This window comes from Rheinheimera sp. SA_1 (genome assembly GCF_001669775.1).
In the GTDB taxonomy this organism is placed as follows: domain Bacteria; phylum Pseudomonadota; class Gammaproteobacteria; order Enterobacterales; family Alteromonadaceae; genus Pararheinheimera.
On record NZ_LXWK01000002.1, the window covers coordinates 1 to 23,813 of the forward strand.

Genomic DNA, 23,813 nt, shown 5'->3' on the forward strand with positions numbered 1-23,813 from the left:
GAGATTTGCAATTTACGTGGTTTGGGCATGATGTCATCCTGACAGTCAAAAAATCCTTTGGCTTTAAATTTGGTTGCAAAAAAGTTAATGTCAAGTTTTTATGGAAATTGGTGGGTGTCTGGTTTTCCTTGCTCGGGAAATTGGTGGATGTCCGGTTTTCTGGTTTTCTCGGAAATTGGTGGATGTCCGGTTTTCTCGTTACCTTGTGTCTTCTGGAAATTTGTGGATGTCCGGTTTTCTGTGTCCTCTTTTTCTCTCATGTCTTCTGGAAATTGGTGGATGTCCGGTTTTCTCGGTTTTCTGTGTTAACTGCTTGTGCGCAAACCAGAATTCATGTTTTGATAACAGTTGTGAGCATTTTCAGAGATTTATAACATGACAACCTCAGATACAGTGAGCGAGCCAGTTGTTGATCCACAATTGCAATTTTCTCCCTCGCAGCTTCAGCCAAAAATGATTCATGGCGAGCGATATGATGCTGAGCTGGATTCAATATTGCGTCGCGGGCAACGCTTTATCATCCGTCATCCCAGCATGTTGCTGACGCTGGCCTATCTTCTTTGCAGCATGCTTGGCATGTTGTTTGTGATCAAATTGTTTGTACGTTTCGATTTTGACATTTTACCTTATCTAGAACTGACCGACTTTATGCTGGCGGCGCTTACCCACCCTTGGGTGTTATTGAATGTTGTTGGCTGGATATTGTTGTTTATCGCAGCATTCTGGATCGATCGTTTCGCCAGAAGTCGGCTGGACTGGTATGCACTCTGGTCGGAGAAATACTATGAGAATGACAAATTCAAACTCTATTTTCCGCTGTTTGCCATTACGCCTTTGCTATTTTTATACAATTCTGCAATCGGTGAATCAACCGATCTGGCAAAAAATATCAAAGCAGGACAGCAAAGGGGCTTTCAGCTAAGCCTGATTAATCCGGTGCAGGATGCGGTGAAAACGATGCAGCTGGATCAGGTGCAGATTATTGCCAGAACCAGTAGTTATCTGTTTGTTTATCATCAGGAACAGGTCAAAGTCATACCGCATGCCAACATTGCCGTGTTGTTGCCGCTATCGCCTGATTTGGTGAAAGTAAACACCCAACCCGGATCTCCAGCGTCTATACCAGCGCCAAACAAGGCAATACCAGACTCTGCAGTAGCAAAAAAACCTGCAGCTGTCACACCTTCAACCACAAGCGCCTCGCCAAAAGACCCGGCACAATCGGCGACAGGCACACCGCTATCAGAGCAAAAAAGATGAGCCAAAATTATTGCGCGATAGACAATCTGCAAAGCCGCTTACAAGCCTTACTGCATGAGGCAATGCAGGTAACACAGGACGGCAAAGTGGCCAACTATATTCCGGCTCTGGCGGAAGTGCCGGCAGATAAACTGGCAATAGCCGTCGCCACACTGGACGGTAACATCTGCGCTGCCGGTGATAGTACCGAGCCATTTTCCATTCAAAGTTTGTCGAAAATGTACGCGCTGGTGATGGCGATGCAGTTACAAGGTGATGCCTTATGGCAGCGGGTGCGGATGGAGCCTTCGGGTCAACCGTTTAATTCAATTGTGCAGCTGGAGTGGGAGCAGGGTATTCCGCGCAACCCGGTCATTAATGCCGGAGCCATAGTGGTGTCCGATGTGTTAACCAGCCATTATTCAGCGTCGAAAAACACATTTTTAATGTTTATCCGCCGCTTAGCACAAACAGAACAGATTTTTGCCAATGCCAAAGTGTATGCCTCTGAACAACAACATGGCAGTCGAAACGCGGCGCTGGCCTATCTTATGAAGAGTTTTGACAATATTAAATCCGATGTGCCCGCAGTGTTGGCGCAGTATTTTCATCAGTGTTCGGTGGAGATGAGCTGTCAGCAACTGGCACGCAGTTGGCTGTTTTTGGCCAATCGTGGCGTGGATCCGGTGACCGATCAACAAATTTGTAGTCGCAAAGACGCACAACGGGTCAATGCGATTCTGTCGACCAGTGGCATGTACGACCAATCCGGCGAGTTTGCCTTTACCGTGGGTTTGCCGGCGAAAAGTGGTGTCGGCGGTGGCATTGTGGCCATCGTACCCAATTATGGAGTGATCGCCAGCTGGAGCCCGCCACTGAATAGTTTTGGCAATTCTTGCTTGTCGATGTACCTGATCCGCCGATTGGCTGAAGAGTTGGGATTGTCGGTGTATTAATGTGGTTTGATTTCGGATTTTCGGTGGTCAAAAGTCGTAACAGATAGGCAGTCATCGCAGATAGGTTTATAGTTAAATTAAGGCAACACTATGGTCGAACATTGCAATTCTGCTTATGAGCTAAACCTGTCGGGGGAGGACTATCATGATCGTAACTTTTCATAGCAAAGATTATTACCCTATCACTATGTTTGGCGAAGCTGCGCTGCAACTGATTGAAAAAATGGGCTGTACGCCAAAAGTACCTGGGGCAATTTACGCTGAAGATGTGCCGCAGGCCTTATGGCAACTGCAACAAAACCTGGAAGATTTACCACAGGACCTCACAGCAACTGTCGCTGCAGAGGCCGCCGAAGCACAAGTTAGTCTGCATACCAGAGCAGTGCCTTTGCTCGAAATGTTACGCGGCGCTGCCAAAAAGCAACACAATATTAGCTGGGACTAAGTTTACGTCTGGAGGCATGTCCAGAGTGCGAACTCTGGACCACTGCGCCTGCTTCAGTTGCTGGTTTTTGCCGCTTTGAGCGAAATACGCTCAATCGCGCCACGCTGTTGCATCGTCACATACAACCACTGCTCGGTTGGATCAAAACTAACGTTGGTTGGAAATTTGCCGTTTAAAGCAATTTCCGCCAGCAATTCCCCTTGTGGGCTGATTTTCGCAATCACACCTTTGCCATAACGGGCGACATATAAATTACCAGCAATGTCGGTGCGCATGCCATCCAGGCCAAAGTCCGGAAATTCAATCAACAGTTTTTTCTGGGTTGGCTGGTAAGCTGCGTCCAGTTGATAGACCCAAATCCGTCGCTGTACGCTTTCATTGACGTACAAAAAACGCTGATCTTGGCTGACTGCAACGCCATTGGTGGTGCCCATTTTGTCTTCAATTAACACTGAGCTGCCGTCCGGCTGAATTTTCCAAAGCTGGCCACTGTTGTTTTTCCAGTCGGGATCACTTGCAAACAATACCCCTGTGTGGGTAATTGCCAAATCGTTAGGTTGATGCATTTTCGGTTGATGGCTGAACACCTTTAAGGTTTTGCCGTCATAACGCCAGATGTTATGGCCGGTATAATCGGCGATATACATCCGGCCTTGCTGATCAAACCGAATGCCATTACCGACACTGCCTTGCGGTAAGGTCAGGTACAAACTTGCCTGACCCTGTGGTGTCACTTTGCCGATGGTGCCCTTGCTTTCATCGCCGCTGCCACCAAAATTCACCGCATATAAATTACCGGCAGCATCGACCGCTGGCCCTTCAATTTCGCCGTGAAAAACGCCATCAGCGATAAATGTCTCACTGTCGGCACCTGCTGTTGACGTTGGGCTGGCAAGCGCGGGTAACAAGCTGCTGGCAACCAGAAATTGCAATAACACGAACATGAAGACACTCCTTTGACATAGTGAAGCTGCGCATTTTTTTGAGTTGCATTATTCTCGGTTTAACCTTATCAAGCAGGTTGGATACTTTGGGCAAACCGAAATAAATTGTCTGGATCATACTGGCGTTTAAGTTGTTGTAATGCAACATAGTTGTCGCCGTAGTAAGCTTGCGGCCAGTCTTTAATTAAAGCGTCGGTGTAGTTAAGATAAGCACCATTGCTGCTCCAGCGCCGCATTTGCTTGCGCATCTGGTTGACCCAGACAGCGCCCTCCTGCAGCATCGCTTCTGGCGTGCCGACCGGGCCGCTGAACAGATACTGGGCACTCAATACTGCCGCTCGATGAGCAAAAGCACTGTGTCCTGGCGGAACCCGCCGAATAGCGCCGCCCATCGAGGTCAACATTAAGCCGCCGCGAAAACCGTCTCGATGACGTTTGCGGATGGCGTTCAGCAAATGATGTAGTGCGGACAACGGCAGATAGTCATTAAAAATGTCCGAACTTCCCGCCATCGCCACTCGCTTCAGCTGGCCCCGTTCATGTTGGTTGGGTAATTTGCATTCCGGCATTTCCAAGCCGTCGCAGTCGGTGAGCATAAAATCGAGATATTGATGGTCCTGCATATCCACTTCCGACCAGACACTACCAAGCTGCAACGCCAATTGATACCAGTGCTGACTGAGCAAGGCCGGATGCCCCATACTGCAGGCGCGCAACTGAATTTCTGGTTTTGAATCCTGCTGGCCGTTAAACCAAACGGTGGCCTGCGACCAGATTTCATCTGGCAGCGTTTTCAGCCATTGCTGCCACACGGCTAGTACCTGATTACCATCTTTTAGCGGGTAACGGCCGATATAATTACGAATAGGTGCCGTGGCAAAAGTATCAAATTCAAACTGGGTGGCGATGCCAAATTGACCGCCGCCACCACCGCGCAGTGCCCAGAATAACTCCGGATGTTCAGTATTGCTGCAGTAAATCAGCTCGCCGGTCGCTGTCACCAGCTCCACCCGGCGTAGTGCATCACATGTCAGGCCAAAACGCCGGTCAGCAATCCCCAAACCACCGCCCAGCACCAAACCAGCGATGCCAACGCTGGCGCAACTGCCGGCCGGAATAGAGCGTTGCTGTAGTCCAAGTGTGGCATAAACATCCCCGAGCTTAGCGCCAGCACCGATGCTGGCAATGTTTTGACGAAGACTTATCAGATTGAGCAAACCTATATCCAGCAGCACCCCGGAAGTTGACGACAACCCGGTATAGCTGTGACCACCGCTGCGTACGGTAAATGGCAACTGATACTGGCGGATAAACCTTACAGCATGCTGCACGTCAGCAGCGGTTTGGCAGCGGATGATCACCGCGGTGGGCACTTCATCATAACGGGCATTGGCGGCTTTTTTCAGCCGGTTATAGTCATCGGCAGCGGGAAACAATAAATCGCCGGTTAATTGTTGCGCCAGCCGTTGCCAGTCATCGGCATCCGGCAGTGCGGTACTGATTTTTGCAGCATCCGAAAAGACCGGTGGCGGCAAGTGGCAACCAGCCAAAGTCGCGGCAGAAAGCAGCAGAAAATCACGTCGTTTCATCAATGCTGTCATCGGGTTATTTCACACTGACGATATAACCCGGGATGCTGCGCTTGGGTAATTGTTGCTCCAGCAGCGTTGCCAGACTGATCAGCTTAGGCTCTGACCATTTAGCGCCAACAATGCTTAAACCCAATGGCAGCACTCCGTCCATGCCGGCCGGGATCGTGATAGCCGGGTATCCAGAAACCGCGGCTGCTGTAGATGAGCCAAAGCTGTAGTCGTCACCTTTGATATGATCAATGGCCCAGGCGGCTGTGGTTGCCGGCAGTAAAATGGCATCGGCGCCAGCGTCCACCAAATATTTATCTAACATTGCCGCAGCCAGTTTTTTACTGTTGGCGAGCGCCTGTTGGTAGGCTTTGGCATCCTGGGTTAAGTCGATGTTGTTGGCCTGTTCCAAATATTGCTGGCCATAAAACGCCAGTGCCGCTTTACCTTTTTTCCGATTAAATTCAACAATTTTGGCGATGGAGTTCACAGTTTTTGGTGCCTGATAATCCAGCAACCACTGGTTTAAATCACGTTTAAATTCGTAAATCAGCACCGTTAACTCATCTTTGCCGAGCTGCTCTGGTAACTGCCATTGGTTTATTTGCAGCACGGTAACACCTTTCGCCGTTAGGGTTGCTGCGACCTTATCCTGCATCGCCTTAATTGCTGGAAATTTTTCATCATAAGCGCGAACTAAGACTACTTTTTTCACTGGTAACGGCGTAGATAGGGACGAAGATAACGCTGCAGTCGCCAGACTTTGGCCATATTGTGTTTTGGCAGCCGCTGTGGTCAGGCTATCCAGTAACAACGCGGCATCCGCCACGGAACGCGCCATGGGGCCAGCAATATCCTGTGATGCAGCAATCGGAATAATACCAGTGCCGGACACCGCACCATGAGTCGGTTTAATGCCAACAACACCGTTTGCAGCAGCAGGGCAGGTAATCGAGCCATCCGTTTCAGTGCCAACGGCTAACAAAGTCATATCGGCTGCCACCGCAGCGCCAGAGCCAGAGCTGGACCCACAAGGGCTTTGGCTTAACAGGTGTGGATTTTTGGTTTGACCGCCTAATAACGACCAGCCGCTGGCCGAGCCTTCACCGCGAAAATTAGCCCATTCTGATAAATTAGATTTTGCCAGGATCACCGCTCCGGCAGCGCGCAACTGCGTCACGATTTCGGCGTCGCTTTTGGTCAGAAAACCTTTTAACGCCAAAGCGCCTGCTGTCGTTGGCATACCATCTTTGGTCGCGATATTGGCCTTTAGCACCACGGGTAAACCGTGGAGTGGCCCTCGAATTTTGCCGGCTTTACGCTCGGCATCTAATCGCGTCGCCAGCTTTACGGCATCGCGGTTGATATCGACAATCGCCCTGATTTGTGCGCCCTTCAGGTTATTTTTTTCGATCTGCGCAAGGTAATATTGCGTAAGTTCAACAGAGCTTAGCTGCTTCTGCTCCATCAGTTGTAGAGCTTGTTGTGCCGATATTTGTTGCAGAAGCTGTTGTTCAATAGCCACGGCCTGATTACAAAACGCAGCGGTCAGTGCCAATGCTGCCATGCTTAGCGCAGCCATATTTATGGCGGGAAAGTTCAGTTTCATTCAGGGACCTGTCATCAATTGTTGTTATTTTGAATCAGAATTTACAGTGCAACGTTTTAGCCTTTGGATGCAAGAGGCATCAGCCAATATCGACAGAAAAATCGACTAATGGCAGCTGCAGCCGTCAATCGTCTTGGAATTACCAGGGAACTGCCAGTGATGAAAGCTATTTATCAGAAATTTATCAATAAGTTATCTCTGAACTTTAGATGGCTGACGAAGCCGCTGAAAAAACTGCTGCTGCCGGGGTTAGGATTGGTTGTATTGCTCGGATGCAGTCAAAAACTGCAGCCGGAACTGTCAGCCAGCCAGTGGCAACAACAGTTAAATTTACCCTCGGTACAACATGCGCAGCTGCTGAATGAGCGCTGGCCGGATCTTATCCAAAGCGAAGAGCTGGAATGGTTCGACAACAGCCGGGCCCGGGCTGTGCCGGTACTGTATTACGCGCCGAAGCAACGACTGAGTACCGACAAATTGCCCTTAATCGTGTTTTCACATGGCCTTGGTGGTTCGCGCGATCGTTACGCTTATCTGGGGAAATATTGGGCCAGCCAGGGTTTTGCCAGTTTACATGTACAACACGTTGGTAGTGATCGCCAGGTTTGGCGCGGCAGCCGGTTAACTCTACCCTTCCGGCTGATGGCAGCTGCGGGGGACGAAGAAGCTTTGGCGCGGGTGGCTGACGTTAAATTTGCCCTCAGCACTTTGCTTGAATCTGACTTTGCTGCAGCTATTGATCAAAGCAAACTGGTGATGGCTGGTCATTCTTATGGCGCCAATACGTCGATGTTATTAGTTGGGGCTAAAGTCGAACGTTCAAATTCATTACCACCGCTGCGCGACCCGCGTTTTAGTGCAGCTTTGCTGATTTCAGCGCCGCCATTTTATGATGGCGAACCACTGGCAAAAGTGCTGTCATCGGTGACAGTACCGACTTTGCATATCACCAACACCATGGATGAAATTGAAGTGCCGGGTTATCACTCGGCACCATCTGATCGCATTGATTTGTACCGGGCAATGGGGAGTAGCTACAAAGTGCTGGCGGTGTTTCATGGCGGTAATCACAATATTTTCTCCGGTAGACGGCAAAGGCCGGAATTGAATTTACAGGCGCAAGTGTTGCAGGCAGCGACCCAAAGTTTGTCAGGAGCTTTTCTGCAAGGACTGTTTTTGCAAGATAAAAGCCTGCTGCAACAGTGGCAACTGCAGCATCAGGCCTTATTAGCGAGATTTGAACTGGCAGAGCAGGAGTCAGTCATCACCGCTGTTTCGAGTACTGCGCTAGTTCAGATCCATTAAGCAGTTGCCTTACCGGATGAACTTTTTACCAGCATCAGCTGTAACAACAGACTGATGCCGATATAAAGTAATTCAGGCTGAGTACCAAATATTCCCAGCAGCAAAAGCAGCATCAGCAGCAGGTTTAAAGCTATCAGCGCGCTCAGGTACTGGCTTACTTTCTGTTGGATCTTTTGCTGAGACGGCAAAGTCTGTTCAGTTTCGATACTCTGATTATGTTGGCGTTGTCGAAACACCACGCGGTAAATCGCCACGCAAAGGCATAAATTAGCCAGGCCGCTGACCGCACACAGTTGCCACAATTGCATGATGTCTTTGGTCCAAAGGCTGCTTTTTTGCAAAATAAGCGCCAGAGCTGGCACACAAAAAAGCGCCAGTATCGTCTGCATTCGTTCCAGCGGCGTTATAAAATCGAATACTGAGCGCCGCTGTAAGCTGGCTTTACGTTTTGCCGGAATTGCCGCTGCTACTGGCAACCATTGCCGCATGACCAATAAGAACAGTACCTGCAGCGTAGTGAACATAAAAATCGGGGTGACAGGCTGCGCCAGCCAGCCGGTGAGACTAAGCAGCAACAGCACAATCCCGCTACCAAGCAGCAGCAAATTCGCCAAAGACGCCAGTCGCCTGCGCTGAAGGCGGTCTGATGTTTGATTATCTTCCAGCGACCAAGGCATTCGTAAATGCTGACAACGCAGCGGCAACCAAAAGGACAGCAGTGCCAGCTGCAGTGCAAAAATCAAATACATCAAAACATGCATCTTGCTCATACAGGCTCCACTAAAGTCCGGTCTTTCAGAAGTTCTGCAAATTGCAGGCGGATCTCAGAGTCAGTCAGACCGAGTTCCCGCAGTTGCCCAATAGTTTGACTCAGCAGCAGCCTGGCTTGCTGGCTGTGGTCGACCAGGCAATTTTGCTTTGCCTGTGGGTGAATAAAAGTACCGCGATAACCTTTACTGACAATCACTGCGTCTCGTTCCAGCAATTTATAAGCTTTGGCCACAGTATTTTGGTTAATACCTAAATCGGTGGCTAATTGCCGGATTGAGGGCAACTGAAAACCGGGCTGGATCGCATCTGAGTTGATCAACTGCTTAATCTGGCTAATCAATTGCCCAAAAATGGGCTCTGCACTGTCGGTATCGATCAGAATTTCCATGAGTTCTCCGCTCAATACGGCTGTTTGAAAATCAACCAATATTTTCACATGTACTACTTGATCTAATAGTACACGGGTGTTAGGGTGGCTGCAACATGTACCACACGATCTAGTAGTACATATAATTCTGCAATGATGATTTTAGCCTGCAACGAGGATAAACAGATGAAAAAGACTTCGGCGATGTTATTACACAGTTTGCTCTGGGCGGCAGCGATGCTGCTTTTGGCCTGGTGGTTCAAGGAGGATGCTATTCAAAGCTCATGGTTATTTTGTGCGGTGGCGTTGTGGTGCTGTAGCCACAATCTGCTGCAGTACGGTTTTTGTAAGCGCCGCCAGGCAGATGTTGATGCCTTGGACAATAGTCGGCAGTGCAAGTTGACGGCTAAAAAATCATAAGGAATTCAGATGAAAACTATGCTGATAAATATAAGAAATGTGCTGTTTGGCAGCACATTATTGCTAAGTCTGCTACCGCTGCAGGCTACCGCAGAGGCAACCCCGGATCTGCGAGGGGCTTGGGTAGGTTCAATCAAAGTCCGGGCCAGTCAGCTGCGACTGAGATTTAATCTGACTCAGGATGCAAAACAGCACTCTGATAATCAAAACTACAGCGCAACCATGGACAGTATCGACCAGGGGGCCAGTGGAATTCCGATCGGTCGGGTAACTTTAACTGGTCAGCAGTTGAAATTGGACGTTACTGTCGCCCAAGCTTCATACCAGGGGCTGTATCAGGCGCAGCCTGAGCAAATTCAGGGACAATGGCTGCAAGGTGGTCAGTCATTTGAATTGATTTTAACCAGGCAACTACAAGAAGCACGTAAGCCACAGGATCCGGTTAAACCCTATCCCTATATTGAGGAACAAATTAGCTTTAACAATGAAGCGGCAGGTATTGCGCTTGCGGGGACGCTCACTCGTCCAGCGAATGCTGTGCAAGCTGTGCCAGCAGTGGTGTTGATTTCAGGCTCTGGCCCGCAGGATAGAGATCAACAAATGCTGGGGCACCGGCCTTTTTTGGTACTGGCCGACTATTTAACCCGGCAGGGCTTTGCGGTGTTGCGGTTTGATGATCGGGGCATAGGCAAATCCGGTGGGACTTTCCTGCAGGCTACAAGTTTAGATTTTGCCAGTGATGTCAGTGCCGCAGTACGCTATTTGCAACATCGACCGGACATCAACAAGAAGCAAATAGGACTGATTGGCCACAGTGAAGGGGGTCTGATCGCACCTATCGTGTCACAACAACAGGCCGGAGTTGGTTTTTTAGTGCTATTGGCAGCGCCTGGTATACCAGGTGCAGAGGTTTCAACCAGGCAATTTGCATCGATGCTAAAAGCGCGTGGTGTACCAGAAAGTACGGTGAGCCATGCCACGACGATTTATCAAAGTATGAATAAGCTGGCAGCACAGCAGCAACAACCTGATGTGGCGGAACTTGAAACACATTATCAACAGCTGTGGCAGGCATTGCCGTCAGAGGTCAAACAGCAGCTCATTCCCCTAGGCGGCGGACGGCTGTCGCCGGAGCGTCTGGCCGAGCTGCAAAACAACTGGTATCGATATTTTCAAAGGCACGATCCACAGCCATGGCTGAGTAAAATTCAGGTACCAACGTTAGTGTTGTATGGCGATAAAGATACTCAACTCGAACCAGAAACGAATCTGGCGGCAATTGAAAAGTCGTTACAACAGGCCAAAAATGCCCGTTATCAGGTGATATTGCTAGAAGGATTAAATCATATGTTTCAACCGGCTGTGAGCGGACGTTGGGATGAATATGCCGGTATATCTGAAACCTTGTCACCCAGGATGCTGACCAGTATCAGCGATTGGCTCAAGCAAGTAACACAATCTCCGGAAAGAGCATTTCCACTACAGCCATAACATTCGTTGTTATGACGGCACTACAAACTTGGACAAAGCGACAGGCTTTGTCTGAGCTTGTAGTGCAATGCATTGATTGTACGTATGAAATTGTTGTACAGACTTGTCGTTGCATGTCCAGACCGGATTTTTTACATCAGATGACGAAGTCGTTACAGCAGTTGTTGCTTTTTCAACTCAGTTTCCAAAGCCTCCAGATCCGCACCGCGAATCACTTTATTGCCGATCAGGATTTGCGGTATGCCTGTCGCCCCCAGTGTTTGAAAAAGTTGCTGGATTGTCGTATCCGTTGATTCTATATCTCTGTTTTCATAGGTAATTTTATGTTGATCCAGATAATTTTTAACTTTTTGACAGTACTCACACCAGGATGCGGAATACAGGATCAACACTTTGTTAGTTGTCGCAAAATGTGCGGAGGTTTCCATGTCAAAAACTGTGGTTGGCCGGTTCAGATGTTGCCAACTATACAGAGTACCAATGCCCAACGTAAAACCGAGGATGGTTATCAGCACTAAGTTAATGAATTCTTTAATATGAATTCGATTCATTTTGTCCTGCCTGTGAAAAAGGCACTTGTGCATAGCAAAAGTGCCTTATAGTCGATTTAATTGTTATTGCGGTGTGCCGCAACCCCATTTGCATAATTGCAGGTGTCTGCTGCAAGTTGCTGCAGGGCCGCCGCCAGCCAGACAAATACGCGATTTCTGGTGGCAATCGAGAATGCATTCCTCGTACGGAGAGAAATCAGAGGCAAAGCTGAAAAATGCCACGCCAAGACCGGCACCAAAAGCCAGAGATTTAATTAACTTGTTGATTTTCATTGGTGTACCTTATAGTTGTCAGAATTAATGGAACATTGATAAATCTTGTTGGCTAAGGCTGATAGCTCGCAGCTGCATCCATCATAAATTGCAAAATTCAGACTCTCGCTCATTTAGCAAATTTGCAATAGTTGCATCACTTATCAGACTTTGCAGCCTGATAGTCGTTAAATTTGCAGGGCGAATGCGTGATGGAAAAATGATAAAGCGTTGATAAAATTTAAATAACAAAGGTTGATTGGCCAAACTGAAAACAAATACGGGGCGAATGACAAGAGCTGGTATAAAAGCCAGCGTTTACTACCGGCCTCTTCAGGTTGGTTTGTAGTAAAAGACGGTCGTCGCCACCTAGACAAAATGACCAGCGCTTTCCTATTGTGCGGAACGACTAAGCCGATTGTACAATGCTCTACTCACTTCGTGGTGACAGGCATAAATCACAGCAAAGTCCTTTTAATCCATAAAATTGACCTTTAAATTTCAATAAATTAACCATTGACACATGTTTATTGTTTTGGGTATTTTGTGCTCCCGCAATGATGCGGAAATTTAGATTGTCTTATTTTATGAGGGAGTATACGAAGTTGAAAAATATGATGATTGGTATGTTTGCAGTTTTGACCTCAGTAGTCACAGGTGTTGTAGAAGCGAATCCGACAGGGTCAGGCATAATTTATGAAATTAAAACCGAGACTGGAATTCAGGGATTACTAATTCGACATCACCCTGCAGCCAACCTGAAAATCAATCCGTTTGGATGTGCCAGAAATGACTATTATTTGCTATTAAAATCGCATGTGCAGTTTGACGACATTAAATCGATGCTGCTGGCAGGATATCCATTGTCGGCGACAGCTACTAGTTCTGGTATGCAAGTCACGCTGGACAATGCCTGTGTCAGTGGTTTTCCGGTAGTAAAAAATGTTTCAATTTTAAAATTCTGATCGAATAACCGCCTCATACCGAGGCGGTTTTTAAGATTTAATTTCTGGTCGTACCGCAAAAATCTGAATGAATTTTTTTCAGTGCATCCGTTGGCAGTCAATGATTAAACGGCAAGATAATCCAACATACCCTCAGCCGCTTTACGACCCTGCGCAATCGCTGTTACCACTAAGTCCGAGCCGCGCACCATATCGCCACCGGCAAAAATCTTTTGTTGATTGGTTTGCAGTGGAAACAGGCTGTCCTCATGGGCAACCACCCGGCCTTTGCTATCAAGCTCAATGCCTTTGTCCTGTAGCCACTTCGGCGGGCTAGGCTGGAAACCAAAGGCAATCACCACCGCATCCGCCGCCAGTACTTGTTCAGAACCAGCGACAGCTTCGGCATTGCGGCGGCCTTTGGCATCCGGCGCGCCCAGTGCGGTTGAAATCACTTTCACGCCACAAGCATGACCTTCATCATTCACTTCAATGCCAAGCGGTTGCAGGTTGAACATAAACTCAACCCCTTCTTCGCGGGCATTTTGTACTTCTTTGCGTGAACCCGGCATATTGGCTTCATCGCGCCGGTAAGCACAAATCACCTTGCTGGCGCCTTGACGAATGGCGGTTCGCACACAGTCCATCGCGGTATCACCACCGCCAAGAACTACAACACTTTTGCCTTTTAAATCAACAAATTGATGTTCGGTTTGCCAGCCCATCAGGTTGTTGATATTGCCAATCAGATAGGGCAGGGCTTCATAAACGCCGTGCGCTTGTTCGTTGGCAAGATTACCGGCCATCGGCGTATAAGTGCCAAGGGCTAAAAACACTGCATCGTATTCTTGCAGCAGGCTGTCAAAGCTGACATCTACGCCCACAGTCGTGTTTAACCGAAACTCGATACCCATCGCCGTGAAAATTTCGCGTCGCAGTTGCATCACGCCTTTTTCCAGTTTAAACGGCGGGATCCCAAAGGTCAGCAGGCCGCCAATTTCTGGGTATTTATCAAATACCACAGGTGTCACGCCGTTACGGATCAGCACGTCAGCACAAGCCAAACCGGCCGGGCCTGCACCAATCACTGCCACTTTTTTATCGGTTTTAACCACGGCGGATAAGTCCGGCCGCCAGCCCATTTCAAAGGCTTTGTCGTTGATGTACTTTTCAATCGAACCAATGGTGACAGCGCCAAAACCTTCGTTTAGGGTACAAGCGCCTTCACAGAGTCGGTCCTGCGGGCAAACCCGACCGCAGACTTCAGGTAAGCTGTTGGTTTTATGCGATAATTCTGCAGCTTCAATGATCTTGCCGTCGTTAGCCAGTTTTAACCACTGCGGAATATAGTTATGCACCGGGCATTTCCATTCGCAATAGGGGTTACCACAATCCAGACAACGATCCGCCTGACCTGCCGCCTGCGTGTCGGTCATTGGCTGGTAAATTTCGACAAACTCAATAGTGCGCGCTTCATGTGATTTTTTCGGCGGGTCGACCCGCTTCACATCGATAAACTGATAAACATTCTGTGCCATATCTAATTCCTCACCCTTACATTGCCTGAACCCGCAGCTCTGCAGAGGAGCGTGCGCGGTGGCCCAATAACGTATTGACGTCACTGGTTTTTGGTTTAATCAACTTGAACTGGTTTAAGCAACTCTGGAACGACGACAATAATTTGTGCGCGCGCTCGGAGCCGGTTGCTTCAAAATGTTGGTGAATCAGGCTACGTAGATGCTCTTGTAAGATCGGCGTGCTGACATCCAGACATTCCACCAGTTCCGGGTTGACCCGTAGGGCTAAATCCTGATGTTCATCAAATAAATAGGCAAAACCACCAGTCATACCGGCACCGAAGTTGACACCGGTTTGACCCAGTACCACCACCACACCGCCGGTCATATATTCGCAGCAGTTGTCGCCGGTACCTTCAATCACCGCAATAGCGCCAGAGTTACGCACCGCAAAACGCTCACCAGCCCGACCTGCAGCGTAGAAGCGTCCGCCAGTTGCACCGTACAGACAAGTGTTGCCGACAATAGTGGCGTTGTCTTTAGCGAAGCTGACGCCTTTTGGCGGATAGACCGCAAGCTGGCCGCCAGTCATGCCTTTACCGACATAATCGTTGGCGTCACCTTGCAGTGACATATGCAAACCACCGGCATTCCAGACGCCAAAGCTTTGGCCTGCGGTACCAACAAATTGCACTTCAATTGGCTCAGTCGCCATGCCTTGATTGCCGTGATGACGGGCGATTAAGCCGGACAAGGCTGCGCCAACCGATCGATCAGTATTGCGAATTGGCAAACTTAACCGGCCACCGGTTTTGTATTTCACCATATCAAAGCATTTGGCAACCATCTGCTGATTCAGCGGACCAGAATCAAACGGATCGTTGTTTTGCACGCAGTGCAGCGATTGTTCCGACTTCACGCCACAGGCTTGTAAAATTGGCGATAGATCCAGTTTCACCTGCCGCGCGGTCTGGCCCTGACGCTGTACCAGTAAGTCGGTGCGGCCGATGAGGTCAGTAATTTCTTTCACGCCCATTTCAGCCAGTAACTGCCGTACTTCAAAGGCTAAGAATTTAAAGTAGTTCATGACCATTTCTGGCAAACCGTTAAAATGATCCCGGCGCAGTGTTGCATCCTGGGTCGCTACACCGGTGGCGCAGTTATTTAAGTGGCAGATCCGTAAGAATTTACAACCTAACGCCACCATTGGACCGGTACCAAAACCAAAACTCTCGGCGCCTAAAATCGCGGCTTTGACTACATCAAGACCCGTTTTTAAACCGCCATCGACTTGCAAGCGAACCCGGTCACGTAAACCATTTTCGACCAGCGCCTGATGTACTTCGGCCAAGCCTAATTCCCACGGAGAACCCGCGTATTTCACGGAAGTTAAAGGACTTGCGCCTGTGCCACCGTCATAACCGGAAATGGTAATCAAGTCGGCATAAGCTTTAGCCACACCGGTGGCGATTGTACCAACACCAGGCTCAGCCACTAATTTCACTGAAATTAATGCCTGTGGATTGACCTGTTTTAAGTCAAAAATCAGCTGCGACAAATCTTCAATTGAATAAATATCATGGTGCGGCGGTGGGGAAATCAACGTCACCCCAGGCACCGAATAACGTAAACGGGCAATTTCCGCCGTAACTTTTTCACCCGGTAGCTGGCCACCTTCGCCCGGCTTCGCACCTTGCGCCACTTTGATTTGAATGACTTCAGCATTAACTAAATAATGCGGCGTCACGCCAAAACGGCCCGACGCCACTTGTTTAATTTTGCTGTTTTTCTCGGTGCCAAAACGGCGTGGATCTTCACCACCTTCACCAGAATTCGAACGTCCACCTAAGCGGTTCATTGCAATCGCTAAAGCTTCATGCGCTTCCGGGCTTAATGCGCCAATCGACATCGCTGCGCTGTCAAAGCGTGGGAACAACTGCTCGGCAGGTGCTACTTCATCCAGTGCAATTGGCGTCACGTGATCGGTGACCACAGTCAATAAATCGCGGATATGGGCAACAGGGCGCTGATTGACAAAATCTGAGTAGACTTTGTAATCCTCATACAGGCCACTTTTCACCGCTTTTTGTAAGCTTTGCACCACATCCGGGTTATAGGCGTGGTATTCACCATCGTGCACGTATTTCAGTAAACCACCATGATTCAGTGGCTTACGTTTCAACCATGCCATATTGGCGCGTTGTTGCACGTCTTGCTGGAAATCTTCAAAATCAGCGCCGCTTAAGCGTGAAGGTACATCCGGGAAACACAGTTTCATCACGTTCTGATTCACGCCAACGGCTTCAAACAGGTTCGAGCAGCGATAGCTGGCGACTGTTGAAATGCCCATTTTTGACATGATTTTATACAGGCCTTTATTGATGCCTTTGCGATAGTTAGTGACTGCTTCACGCGCCGTGATATTTAAGGATCCTTTTTCGCACAACTGCTCGACCGTTTCATACGCCAAAAACGGATAAATACCGGTCGCGCCAAGGCCCACTAACACCGCAAAGTGGTGCGGATCCCGCGCTGTCGCAGTTTCAATCACAATGTTGGAATCACAGCGCAACTGCGCGTCGACTAACGCATGATGCACAGCACCAACCGCCATAGCGGCTGGGATCGGGATCAGTTCTGGCGCTATCCGGCGATCGGTTAAAATCACCAGCACCACTTTTTCTTCGCGCACTGCGGTGGTGACTTCCAGTGCCACGCGGCGAACCGCCTGCTCCAAAGTCTCGTCGTTCGGGTTGTAATTCAGACTAAAAATCTGATGGCGATAATATTTTTCATCAGCTGTTTTGAGCTGTTTTAAGTCCGAATACATCATCACCGGCGATTCAAACTGGATCCGGCGGGCATAACCGGCAGTTTCCGAAAATACGTTGTGTTCACGGCCAATACTGGTCGCCAGCGACATCACGTGTGCTTCACGCAGCGGATCAATCGGCGGGTTGGTGACCTGCGCAAATTGCTGGCGGAAATAATCATAAAAAGTACGCGGTTTGCGTGATAACACCGCCATCGGCGTATCATCACCCATCGAACCCACCGCTTCCTGACCATCTTTGGCAAGGACGGTTATAACCTGTTCAATCTCTTCATAGCTGTAGTTAAACAGCTTGTGGTAGACCATCATTTCATCGTCGGTGAAGACGCGCTTGCCGATCAGGTCGACTTCAAATTTTTCGTAAGGGACTAAACGCTGTACGTTTTCACTAAGCCATTGGCGATAGGGGTGACGGGCGCGTAAATCCTGATCGATCTGCTCTGAGCGCCAGATCTTGCCGGTTTGTGTATCAACTGCCAGCATCTCGCCCGGCCCCACGCGGCCTTTTTCCTGCACTTCATCAGGTGTGTAGTCCCAGATGCCGACTTCTGACGCCAGCGTGATTAATTTGTCTTTGGTAATAACAAAACGGGCAGGGCGCAAGCCGTTGCGATCCAGGTTACAGGCCACGTGCTGGCCATTGGTCAGGACAATACCGGCCGGACCATCCCACGGCTCCATATGCATCGAGTTAAATTCGTAGAAGGCTTTGAGATCATCATCCATCACCTTATTGCCTTGCCACGCTGGCGGCACCAACAAACGCATGGCGCGGAATAAATCCATACCACCGGCTAAAAACAGTTCCAGCATGTTGTCGAGTGAACTGGAATCTGAACCTTTTTGGCCAACAAAAGGTGCGGCGTTTTGCATATCTGGCAATAACGGCGAAGCAAACTTGTACTGACGGGCGCGCGCCCACTGGCGGTTACCGGTTATGGTATTAATTTCGCCGTTGTGAGCGAGGAAACGAAATGGCTGTGCCAATGCCCAGCGTGGCATGGTGTTGGTAGAGAAACGCTGGTGGAATACACAAATGGCGGTTTCCATCCGGATATCAGCTAAATCCAGATAAAAACCTGGTAAATCGGCCGGCATCATTAGGCCTTTAAAGACCGTGACTAAACTGGAAAAACTTGGGATATAAAAATCGTCGTCATTGACGATTTGTTTTTCAATGCGACGGCGCACCATATAAAGGCGACGCTCTAAATCGTGATCGCCCCAGCCTGGCTGTGCGCTGACAAAAGCCTGCAGCACTTTGGGCATTGAACTCAGTGCGATAGGACCCAACACTGATGGATCCACCGGCACTTCGCGCCAGCCGACCAAAGTTAAGGTTTCGCGGGCAATTTCTGCTTCGGCGATTTGTTTGGCAAATTCGGCTTTGACCGGATCCTGGCTGAAAAAGAAAATTCCCACGCCATATTTTTTGCCTAATACCCAGCCATTTTCTTCGGCAATAGCGCGAAAAAAACTATCTGGTTTTTGCATCAGCAAACCACAACCGTCACCGGTTTTGCCGTCTGCTGAAATCCCACCCCGATGTTGCATCCGATCCAAACCGCTGATAGCAGTCCGAACGATGCGATGGCTGGCGGTGCCTTCTAAATGCGCAATCAAGCCAAAGCCACAGTTTTCCCTGGCCTGACTGTGGTGATACAACCCCATGAAATAATCCTCCAACCTGTCCTGCATTCAAAAATACCCGTCGTCATTCAAGCTGCAGCTTTGTTAGCCGTTACCGACCACACCTACATACATTGCCAATGATTTTGGTATAAATATGTCAAATTAATGAATTATTATTCTTATTTTTAGTTTTTTTACGTTTGAAAGAAAATAACGGCAATACTTTCAAGGGTCAAGGGTTGTTAGTGTTTTTACTCTAGAGTGGTCGGTGCGTCGTTTAGACGTCTAAACATAAAGACCTGAGTTAGATATACCGATAAATCGACAAAAATGCAAGCTGACTTTTGGTGAATAACCCGCCAGTCGTCGCCTGTAGCTGATCCGATGAGTTTTGTAATAAAATTACAGCTTTAGCCGGGAAAGGCCGGATTTAATGAAAAAAAGCCAACAAAAAAGCCGCCGAAGCAGCTTTTTTTAGTTGGATTACCACGAAGGTTATGCGGTAGTTATGCGCTTATGAATTTCGGCAGAACCAGCGATTTTCGCTAAATTCAGGCACGATAGCCGTTCTTTAAGCCTTTTACTGTGACTGCCACCGCGTCATGGGCGTGCAGTGATTCGTAATGGTTGACGCGAAGCCAAAAGTCATCAAATTCACTCAGCTGGTTCAGCGTGTATTTTACCCGACGGGCCGCATCTTCACAGAACATCAGATTTTGGCCATTTAAGCGGGCAAATTCCTGTTCGTCAGCGCGTTTAACTGCGGCTTGTACCGGCGTTTTTAACGAGTCTTCAATCGCATCAATCAGGGCAACAATCGGGAAGTCGGTCAGTTTGTGATTGAGCTTCACTTTAATTTCAGCAACTGAACGCTGGCTGTGTGGTGTTGCCACGATGCCTTGAGTTGTCCCCAACCAGTCGACCACCAATTCACTGCTGATTTGCTGTTGGCCGGCAAACTTCGCGGTAAAAGCTTCCTGGATCAGCTGCCGCGCTAATGCTGCGGAGCAAGGGCAGGTCGATGAATAAGGAACTTTAACGGCCAGTTCGACCGATAATTCTTTATCAACCACTTGACCGGTTACCGTGACCGGATAAGCTTTCCAGCCTTGTTTTTCAGTGATCAGCGCTTTGCGTCGTAAATGCAGGTCAAAATCGAACTTCACAAAGGCCTGATCGCTTAAATCTTCATGGCTGCTGATAAAACCGTCCAGCAATTCGCAGAGACTGGCATGACTTAAGCTGGACTCACGAGATAAATCGTCCAGCAATAAATACAGCCTGGACATATGAATGCCTTTGGCTTTTGGATCCTTTAAGTTCACAAAAGCTTCAACATGCGCACTAACCTGACGTGGCGCTTCACCGGCAATGGCCAGCATCAGTGGCACTTCAATATTGCTCATTCCAACCCAGTCCAGTACCCCTTCGGTGGTGGCACTAGAGTGATTGGCTACATCTGGCATCGCTGTCGGCATGAATTCTCCAAGTCCGTCGATTGCAAAAAAGTTCAGCGCAGCGGGCGGTTAGTTTCAGGGCGCAAAGGCCAGAACAAAGTGCCGCAACTGCTGGATAGCCGAAAAAGGGCTGCATTTTACCGCAGTTCACAAATTTGTCTTATGAAAAATTTGCGATAAGGTCATCCATTTTTTCGAGTGATCGCTTTGAAAAGCAAAATACCCGATTAAAACACTCGGGTATTCTACTCTGTCAGTTTACGAGGTGACAAGCAAAGCGGATCAATTGCCGGCGAAGCCTTCGCTGCGATTGTGGCAATTGGTATTGTTGCAGACGGTTACCGGTCGTACTTTTCGAAAGTACCAAACACCACAGCTTTGCCTGATTTCACCAGCAGTTTCCCTTTGGCGAACACGCTGTCGATTTGCAGATTATTTATATTAATCAACACAATATCGGCATCTTTATCCAGCGCGATGCGGCCTTTATGGCTAAGCCCTAACACATCAGCCGGCGAAGATGTAATAGCTGCAATGGCATTAGGCAGAGTCACCTGATAGTCCATTACGGCGCTTCTGGCACTTTGATATAAAGAGCTTACTTTGCCAACTTCCAAGCCCAACAACTGACCTGTGCTGCTGAAAATAGGCAAACTGGCATTGCCATCCGAACTCAATGTCAGTTGCGACACCGGTATTCCTTTGTCCAACGCCAATGCCAGCGCCTGAGCTGCTGCCACTTCGCCGTGTTGTAAATCGTACATAGTGGTGCTGGTGGTAAAATCAATCACGCCTCCGGCCTGCGCAAATCGCAACCCAGCAGCAAACACCGCCTGATTACGGTTGATATGGGTTGGGTAAAACTGGCTAATTTGCAACTCAGTACCAGCCACTGCCTGGTGCAAAGGATCCAGCAATGAAGCGCCGGCCCCAACGTGTACACTAACAATACCGGCTTTTCCAGCGAGCATGCCACCGACTCTGGCCGCTGCGGCGACTTTTCGAAGTTCGTCCAAAGTTGGCTGTGATGAACGATGATCGCTGATGGCAATTTCTCCGACCCCGATAAACTTGTCGATGAGGATTAGATCGTCGGTCACCGAACCCAATAAAGTCCGACAAGGCACCTGATAGGAGCCGGTGTAACAATAAGTGGTGATCCCTTCAGTTTCCAGCGCGTGCGCTTTGGCCAGCAAGTTGGTTAAAGTGCGGGTAGTCGCATCAGTTCCGAGCACGCCAATCGCTGTGGTGACACCGCCTAAGGTCGCATCGGTCAGTTGCATTTCCGGCGTACGTGAAGCAAAACCGCCTTCACCACCACCACCGATAAAATGCACCAGCGAATCGACAAAACCCGGCGTGAGATAAAACCCTGTCGCATCAATGATTTCAATCGGCAAATTGTTGTTCGTTACATTTAATGCACTGCTAAAGTCAGCGCCTAATCCAGCTGCTACAGCAACAATTTTATTGGCTGCTACCAACACGTCCTGCACACCCAAATCTTCCGGTGCCAGCACATGCGCATTTTTAAATAATTTAATCGCAGTCATGGCAGGCTCCTTATTGGTAGCCGATGGCGACAGCGAACAGCACCGCCGAACTTGCCAGCACAAACAGCCATAACTGCAATTTCCAGGCAAATTTTGCCCACAACATCCAGTCGACCCGCACTACACCTAAACAACCAATTAACGAGGCCGAAGTCGGGATAATACAATTGGTTAAGCCATCGCCAAGCTGAAAGGCTAGTACTGCAATCTGCCTTGATACGCCAACTAAGTCCGACAGCGGCGCCACCAATGGCATGGTCAAAGCCGCCTGGCCCGAGCCTGAAGTCACGAAAAAATTAAAAACTGACTGAAAAATCAGCATAAACCAAGCGGAAAGGTAGGTCGGCACGCCTTCAAAACTATTGCCAGCGGCATTGAGCAGCGTGTTTAGGATTGACGGTTGGGTTGGATCGTCACCACCGAGCAGCAACACTATGCCTTTAGCCATGCCGACAATCAGTGCCGCTGGTAACAGCTCAGCTGCGCCTTGTTTAAAGGCATCGGCTGCACCATTCATGGTCATCCGTTTGCCGACAATGGCGACAATGGCGGTCGCGATGCCAAGCGCAAAAAACTGGGTGGCGATTTCCGGAATATAATAACCCCGCGCTACTACACCCCAAATCACCCAGCCAATACCGGCGACAAACAAGCTCAGGATCACGGCATCAACCAGCTCAAAAGTGCTTTGTTGTTGCGCTTCCTGCTGGCCGCGCAATTTTTGATCGGTGACAAAGCTGACGGATAACTGCGGATTTGCTTTGATTTTATTGGCATATTTCATGGTAAAAATAATGCCAAATAAGGTAAAAATTGCCCACAAAACCATCCGATAACCCGAACCAGACATCAGCGGGACACCGGCAACACCCTGGGCAATAGCAACACTAAAAGGGTTCATCCAGCTGGTAGCAAAACCAATTTGGGTGGCGACATAGGTCACCAGCACCGTACTGATCGCGTCATAACCCAATGCCAGCATCAGCGGCAGCAGCACAATACAAAAAGCAATCGCTTCTTCGCCCATGCCAAACACTGCACCACCCAGTGAAAACAAGGTAAACATCAATGGAATAAATACAAACTGCATATGCTGGGTGCGTTTGATCAACGCCAGAATGCCGTTATTCACCGCACCGCTGTGCATAATGATGCCGAAGGCACCACCGGTCAGCAGAATAAAAGCAATCACGCCAACAGCGGCGCCCATTTTGTCGCCTGAAACCATGCCCTCAAAGGCATAATTCAGAAAACCGGTTTCACCCTGTTCGGCAAACAGCTTCACGCCTTGGTCAGCATTTTCACTGTAACTAAAACTCTGCGGGTCAATGCGTGGTTTTTGCAGTTCTCCTGCCGCATTGGTTTCTGCGGGCAGCAAGTTAAAACTGCCGGCCGGAACAATATAAGATGCCACTGCAGCGAGCAGCATCACGAAAAACAAAATTACAAAAGCATCAGGCATGGATACCGGGTTTTTATTGGCGGCAGACATAGTTACAACCTGTATTAATAAACGAAGTTAGCGGGGAAACCGAATTCACCGCGGGAATTAAACGCAAATGGCTGAATCCGCGACCGCGCGTTTAATCTGAATTGAATTTGGGGTGGGGTTCTATTGACAGAAACCGCCGGCACAACTTGTGGTGCCAAAGCAGTTTCTACTCGTTAAACCACTCCGAAAGGTAGAAAGACGAGTAGTGATATGAATCCAGACGGTGAGCTTTTTTTAACATACCAGTGCAGTTTCGCAGAATCACTCTATTTTGTTGTACCCGTAGAATTACTTCTAATTGGCAAATAAGTCAATACAAGTTAATCTAGCAAACTCGTTTTCAGTACGACCTGATGTCAACTACATAACAAGAAAGAGACTATGAAATTAGCCCATTTCCACTTGCCACTGTTGCTTTTGATGTTACCGATTGGGTCCGCCCTCGCGGCCGAAAC

General features: G+C 48.8%; 19 protein-coding genes. 8 read left to right on the forward strand and 11 right to left on the reverse strand.

The genetic code is table 11. The features are described from left to right. The 4 genes from A5320_RS22200 to A5320_RS00485 all read left to right on the forward strand — a co-directional run. A partial coding sequence (locus tag A5320_RS22200; protein ID WP_231916628.1) for a hypothetical protein occupies nucleotides 1-374 on the forward strand: 374 nt, incomplete at its 5' end. A gap of 1 nt (nucleotide 375) precedes the next feature. Continuing rightward, nucleotides 376-1,260, forward strand: coding sequence for a hypothetical protein (locus tag A5320_RS00475; RefSeq protein WP_068059570.1), 885 nt, complete (start codon nucleotides 376-378; stop codon nucleotides 1,258-1,260). Further along, complete coding sequence (locus tag A5320_RS00480; protein WP_068059573.1) at nucleotides 1,257-2,195, forward strand: glutaminase; 939 nt, start codon at nucleotides 1,257-1,259, stop codon at nucleotides 2,193-2,195. Before A5320_RS00475 ends, A5320_RS00480 begins: the two co-directional genes overlap by 4 nt. A 145-nt stretch (nucleotides 2,196-2,340) precedes the next feature. After that, nucleotides 2,341-2,640, forward strand: a complete 300-nt coding sequence (locus tag A5320_RS00485; protein WP_068059575.1) for a DUF1840 domain-containing protein — start codon at nucleotides 2,341-2,343, stop codon at nucleotides 2,638-2,640. 53 nt (nucleotides 2,641-2,693) lie between these two features. Here A5320_RS00485 and A5320_RS00490 read toward each other — a convergent pair whose 3' ends face one another. The 3 genes from A5320_RS00490 to A5320_RS00500 all read right to left on the reverse strand — a co-directional run bounded on the left by A5320_RS00490 (nucleotide 2,694) and on the right by A5320_RS00500 (nucleotide 6,773). Next, nucleotides 2,694-3,584, reverse strand: coding sequence for an SMP-30/gluconolactonase/LRE family protein (locus A5320_RS00490; RefSeq protein ID WP_068059578.1), 891 nt, complete (start codon nucleotides 3,582-3,584; stop codon nucleotides 2,694-2,696). 68 nt (nucleotides 3,585-3,652) lie between these two features. Then, a complete protein-coding gene (locus A5320_RS00495; RefSeq protein WP_068059581.1) occupies nucleotides 3,653-5,185 on the reverse strand; it encodes an FAD-binding oxidoreductase in 1,533 nt (510 codons plus the stop codon). A gap of 4 nt (nucleotides 5,186-5,189) precedes the next feature. Next, nucleotides 5,190-6,773: an amidase gene (locus A5320_RS00500; protein ID WP_197489934.1), complete on the reverse strand. Its 1,584-nt coding sequence runs from the start codon at nucleotides 6,771-6,773 to the stop codon at nucleotides 5,190-5,192. 159 nt (nucleotides 6,774-6,932) lie between these two features. Between A5320_RS00500 and A5320_RS00505 the strand changes: the two genes are divergently transcribed. Then, nucleotides 6,933-8,078, forward strand: coding sequence for an alpha/beta hydrolase family protein (locus A5320_RS00505; protein WP_082971467.1), 1,146 nt, complete (start codon nucleotides 6,933-6,935; stop codon nucleotides 8,076-8,078). Here A5320_RS00505 and A5320_RS00510 read toward each other — a convergent pair. Together A5320_RS00510 and A5320_RS00515 are read right to left on the reverse strand one after the other, a co-directional pair. Further along, nucleotides 8,075-8,848, reverse strand: coding sequence for a hypothetical protein (locus tag A5320_RS00510; protein ID WP_068059586.1), 774 nt, complete (start codon nucleotides 8,846-8,848; stop codon nucleotides 8,075-8,077). The two genes, A5320_RS00505 and A5320_RS00510, sit on opposite strands and share 4 nt — an antisense overlap. Continuing rightward, complete coding sequence (locus A5320_RS00515) at nucleotides 8,845-9,237, reverse strand: GntR family transcriptional regulator (protein WP_068059589.1); 393 nt, start codon at nucleotides 9,235-9,237, stop codon at nucleotides 8,845-8,847. Before A5320_RS00515 ends, A5320_RS00510 begins: the two co-directional genes overlap by 4 nt. 165 nt (nucleotides 9,238-9,402) lie before the next feature. Here A5320_RS00515 and A5320_RS00520 point away from each other — a divergent pair, with 165 nt between their 5' ends. Together A5320_RS00520 and A5320_RS00525 are read left to right on the forward strand one after the other, a co-directional pair. Beyond that, nucleotides 9,403-9,636, forward strand: coding sequence for a hypothetical protein (locus A5320_RS00520; protein WP_157605558.1), 234 nt, complete (start codon nucleotides 9,403-9,405; stop codon nucleotides 9,634-9,636). A gap of 9 nt (nucleotides 9,637-9,645) precedes the next feature. Next, the gene (locus tag A5320_RS00525) at nucleotides 9,646-11,127 is read left to right on the forward strand and encodes an alpha/beta hydrolase family protein (RefSeq protein ID WP_082971458.1); all 1,482 of its coding nucleotides are present in this window, start codon (nucleotides 9,646-9,648) and stop codon (nucleotides 11,125-11,127) included. A gap of 152 nt (nucleotides 11,128-11,279) precedes the next feature. Here A5320_RS00525 and A5320_RS22085 read toward each other — a convergent pair whose 3' ends face one another. Continuing rightward, a complete protein-coding gene (locus A5320_RS22085; protein WP_197489935.1) occupies nucleotides 11,280-11,555 on the reverse strand; it encodes a glutaredoxin family protein in 276 nt (91 codons plus the stop codon). Between the two features lie 980 nt (nucleotides 11,556-12,535). Here A5320_RS22085 and A5320_RS00540 point away from each other — a divergent pair. Then, nucleotides 12,536-12,895, forward strand: a complete 360-nt coding sequence (locus A5320_RS00540; protein WP_157605560.1) for a hypothetical protein — start codon at nucleotides 12,536-12,538, stop codon at nucleotides 12,893-12,895. A gap of 104 nt (nucleotides 12,896-12,999) precedes the next feature. Here A5320_RS00540 and A5320_RS00545 read toward each other — a convergent pair whose 3' ends face one another. The 5 genes from A5320_RS00545 to yfcC all read right to left on the reverse strand — a co-directional run bounded on the left by A5320_RS00545 (nucleotide 13,000) and on the right by yfcC (nucleotide 23,358). Continuing rightward, nucleotides 13,000-14,412 (reverse strand): FAD-dependent oxidoreductase, encoded by a 1,413-nt coding sequence (locus tag A5320_RS00545; RefSeq protein ID WP_068059603.1) that lies wholly within the window; start codon nucleotides 14,410-14,412, stop codon nucleotides 13,000-13,002. A 16-nt stretch (nucleotides 14,413-14,428) separates the two neighbouring features. Beyond that, on the reverse strand, nucleotides 14,429-18,895 hold the full coding sequence (gene gltB, locus A5320_RS00550) for a glutamate synthase large subunit (RefSeq protein WP_068059606.1): 4,467 nt from the start codon (nucleotides 18,893-18,895) through the stop codon (nucleotides 14,429-14,431). 512 nt (nucleotides 18,896-19,407) lie between these two features. Further along, a complete protein-coding gene (gene folE2, locus A5320_RS00555; RefSeq protein ID WP_068059609.1) occupies nucleotides 19,408-20,334 on the reverse strand; it encodes a GTP cyclohydrolase FolE2 in 927 nt (308 codons plus the stop codon). A 317-nt stretch (nucleotides 20,335-20,651) separates the two neighbouring features. Beyond that, nucleotides 20,652-21,866, reverse strand: a complete 1,215-nt coding sequence (gene iadA, locus A5320_RS00560; RefSeq protein WP_068059611.1) for a beta-aspartyl-peptidase — start codon at nucleotides 21,864-21,866, stop codon at nucleotides 20,652-20,654. A gap of 10 nt (nucleotides 21,867-21,876) precedes the next feature. Then, nucleotides 21,877-23,358 (reverse strand): putative basic amino acid antiporter YfcC, encoded by a 1,482-nt coding sequence (gene yfcC / locus A5320_RS00565; protein WP_082971460.1) that lies wholly within the window; start codon nucleotides 23,356-23,358, stop codon nucleotides 21,877-21,879. Nucleotides 23,359-23,813 lie beyond the last annotated feature (455 nt).

Excerpts from the sequence above, each read along its gene's own strand:
- A5320_RS00545 (WP_068059603.1), bottom strand. The coding sequence starts at position 14,412 with ATGGCACAGAATGTTTATCAGTTTATCGATGTGAAGCGGGTCGACCCG.
- gltB (WP_068059606.1), bottom strand. The coding sequence starts at position 18,895 with ATGGGGTTGTATCACCACAGTCAGGCCAGGGAAAACTGTGGCTTTGGC.
- A5320_RS00490 (WP_068059578.1), bottom strand. The coding sequence starts at position 3,584 with ATGTTCGTGTTATTGCAATTTCTGGTTGCCAGCAGCTTGTTACCCGCG.
- A5320_RS00480 (WP_068059573.1), top strand. The coding sequence starts at position 1,257 with ATGAGCCAAAATTATTGCGCGATAGACAATCTGCAAAGCCGCTTACAA.
- A5320_RS22085 (WP_197489935.1), bottom strand. The coding sequence starts at position 11,555 with ATGGAAACCTCCGCACATTTTGCGACAACTAACAAAGTGTTGATCCTG.
- A5320_RS00475 (WP_068059570.1), top strand. The coding sequence starts at position 376 with ATGACAACCTCAGATACAGTGAGCGAGCCAGTTGTTGATCCACAATTG.
- A5320_RS00520 (WP_157605558.1), top strand. The coding sequence starts at position 9,403 with ATGAAAAAGACTTCGGCGATGTTATTACACAGTTTGCTCTGGGCGGCA.
- A5320_RS00495 (WP_068059581.1), bottom strand. The coding sequence starts at position 5,185 with ATGACAGCATTGATGAAACGACGTGATTTTCTGCTGCTTTCTGCCGCG.
- A5320_RS00515 (WP_068059589.1), bottom strand. The coding sequence starts at position 9,237 with ATGGAAATTCTGATCGATACCGACAGTGCAGAGCCCATTTTTGGGCAA.
- A5320_RS00485 (WP_068059575.1), top strand. The coding sequence starts at position 2,341 with ATGATCGTAACTTTTCATAGCAAAGATTATTACCCTATCACTATGTTT.
- iadA (WP_068059611.1), bottom strand. The coding sequence starts at position 21,866 with ATGACTGCGATTAAATTATTTAAAAATGCGCATGTGCTGGCACCGGAA.
- folE2 (WP_068059609.1), bottom strand. The coding sequence starts at position 20,334 with ATGCCGACAGCGATGCCAGATGTAGCCAATCACTCTAGTGCCACCACC.
- A5320_RS00525 (WP_082971458.1), top strand. The coding sequence starts at position 9,646 with ATGAAAACTATGCTGATAAATATAAGAAATGTGCTGTTTGGCAGCACA.
- A5320_RS00505 (WP_082971467.1), top strand. The coding sequence starts at position 6,933 with ATGAAAGCTATTTATCAGAAATTTATCAATAAGTTATCTCTGAACTTT.
- A5320_RS00510 (WP_068059586.1), bottom strand. The coding sequence starts at position 8,848 with ATGAGCAAGATGCATGTTTTGATGTATTTGATTTTTGCACTGCAGCTG.
- A5320_RS00500 (WP_197489934.1), bottom strand. The coding sequence starts at position 6,773 with ATGAAACTGAACTTTCCCGCCATAAATATGGCTGCGCTAAGCATGGCA.
- yfcC (WP_082971460.1), bottom strand. The coding sequence starts at position 23,358 with ATGTCTGCCGCCAATAAAAACCCGGTATCCATGCCTGATGCTTTTGTA.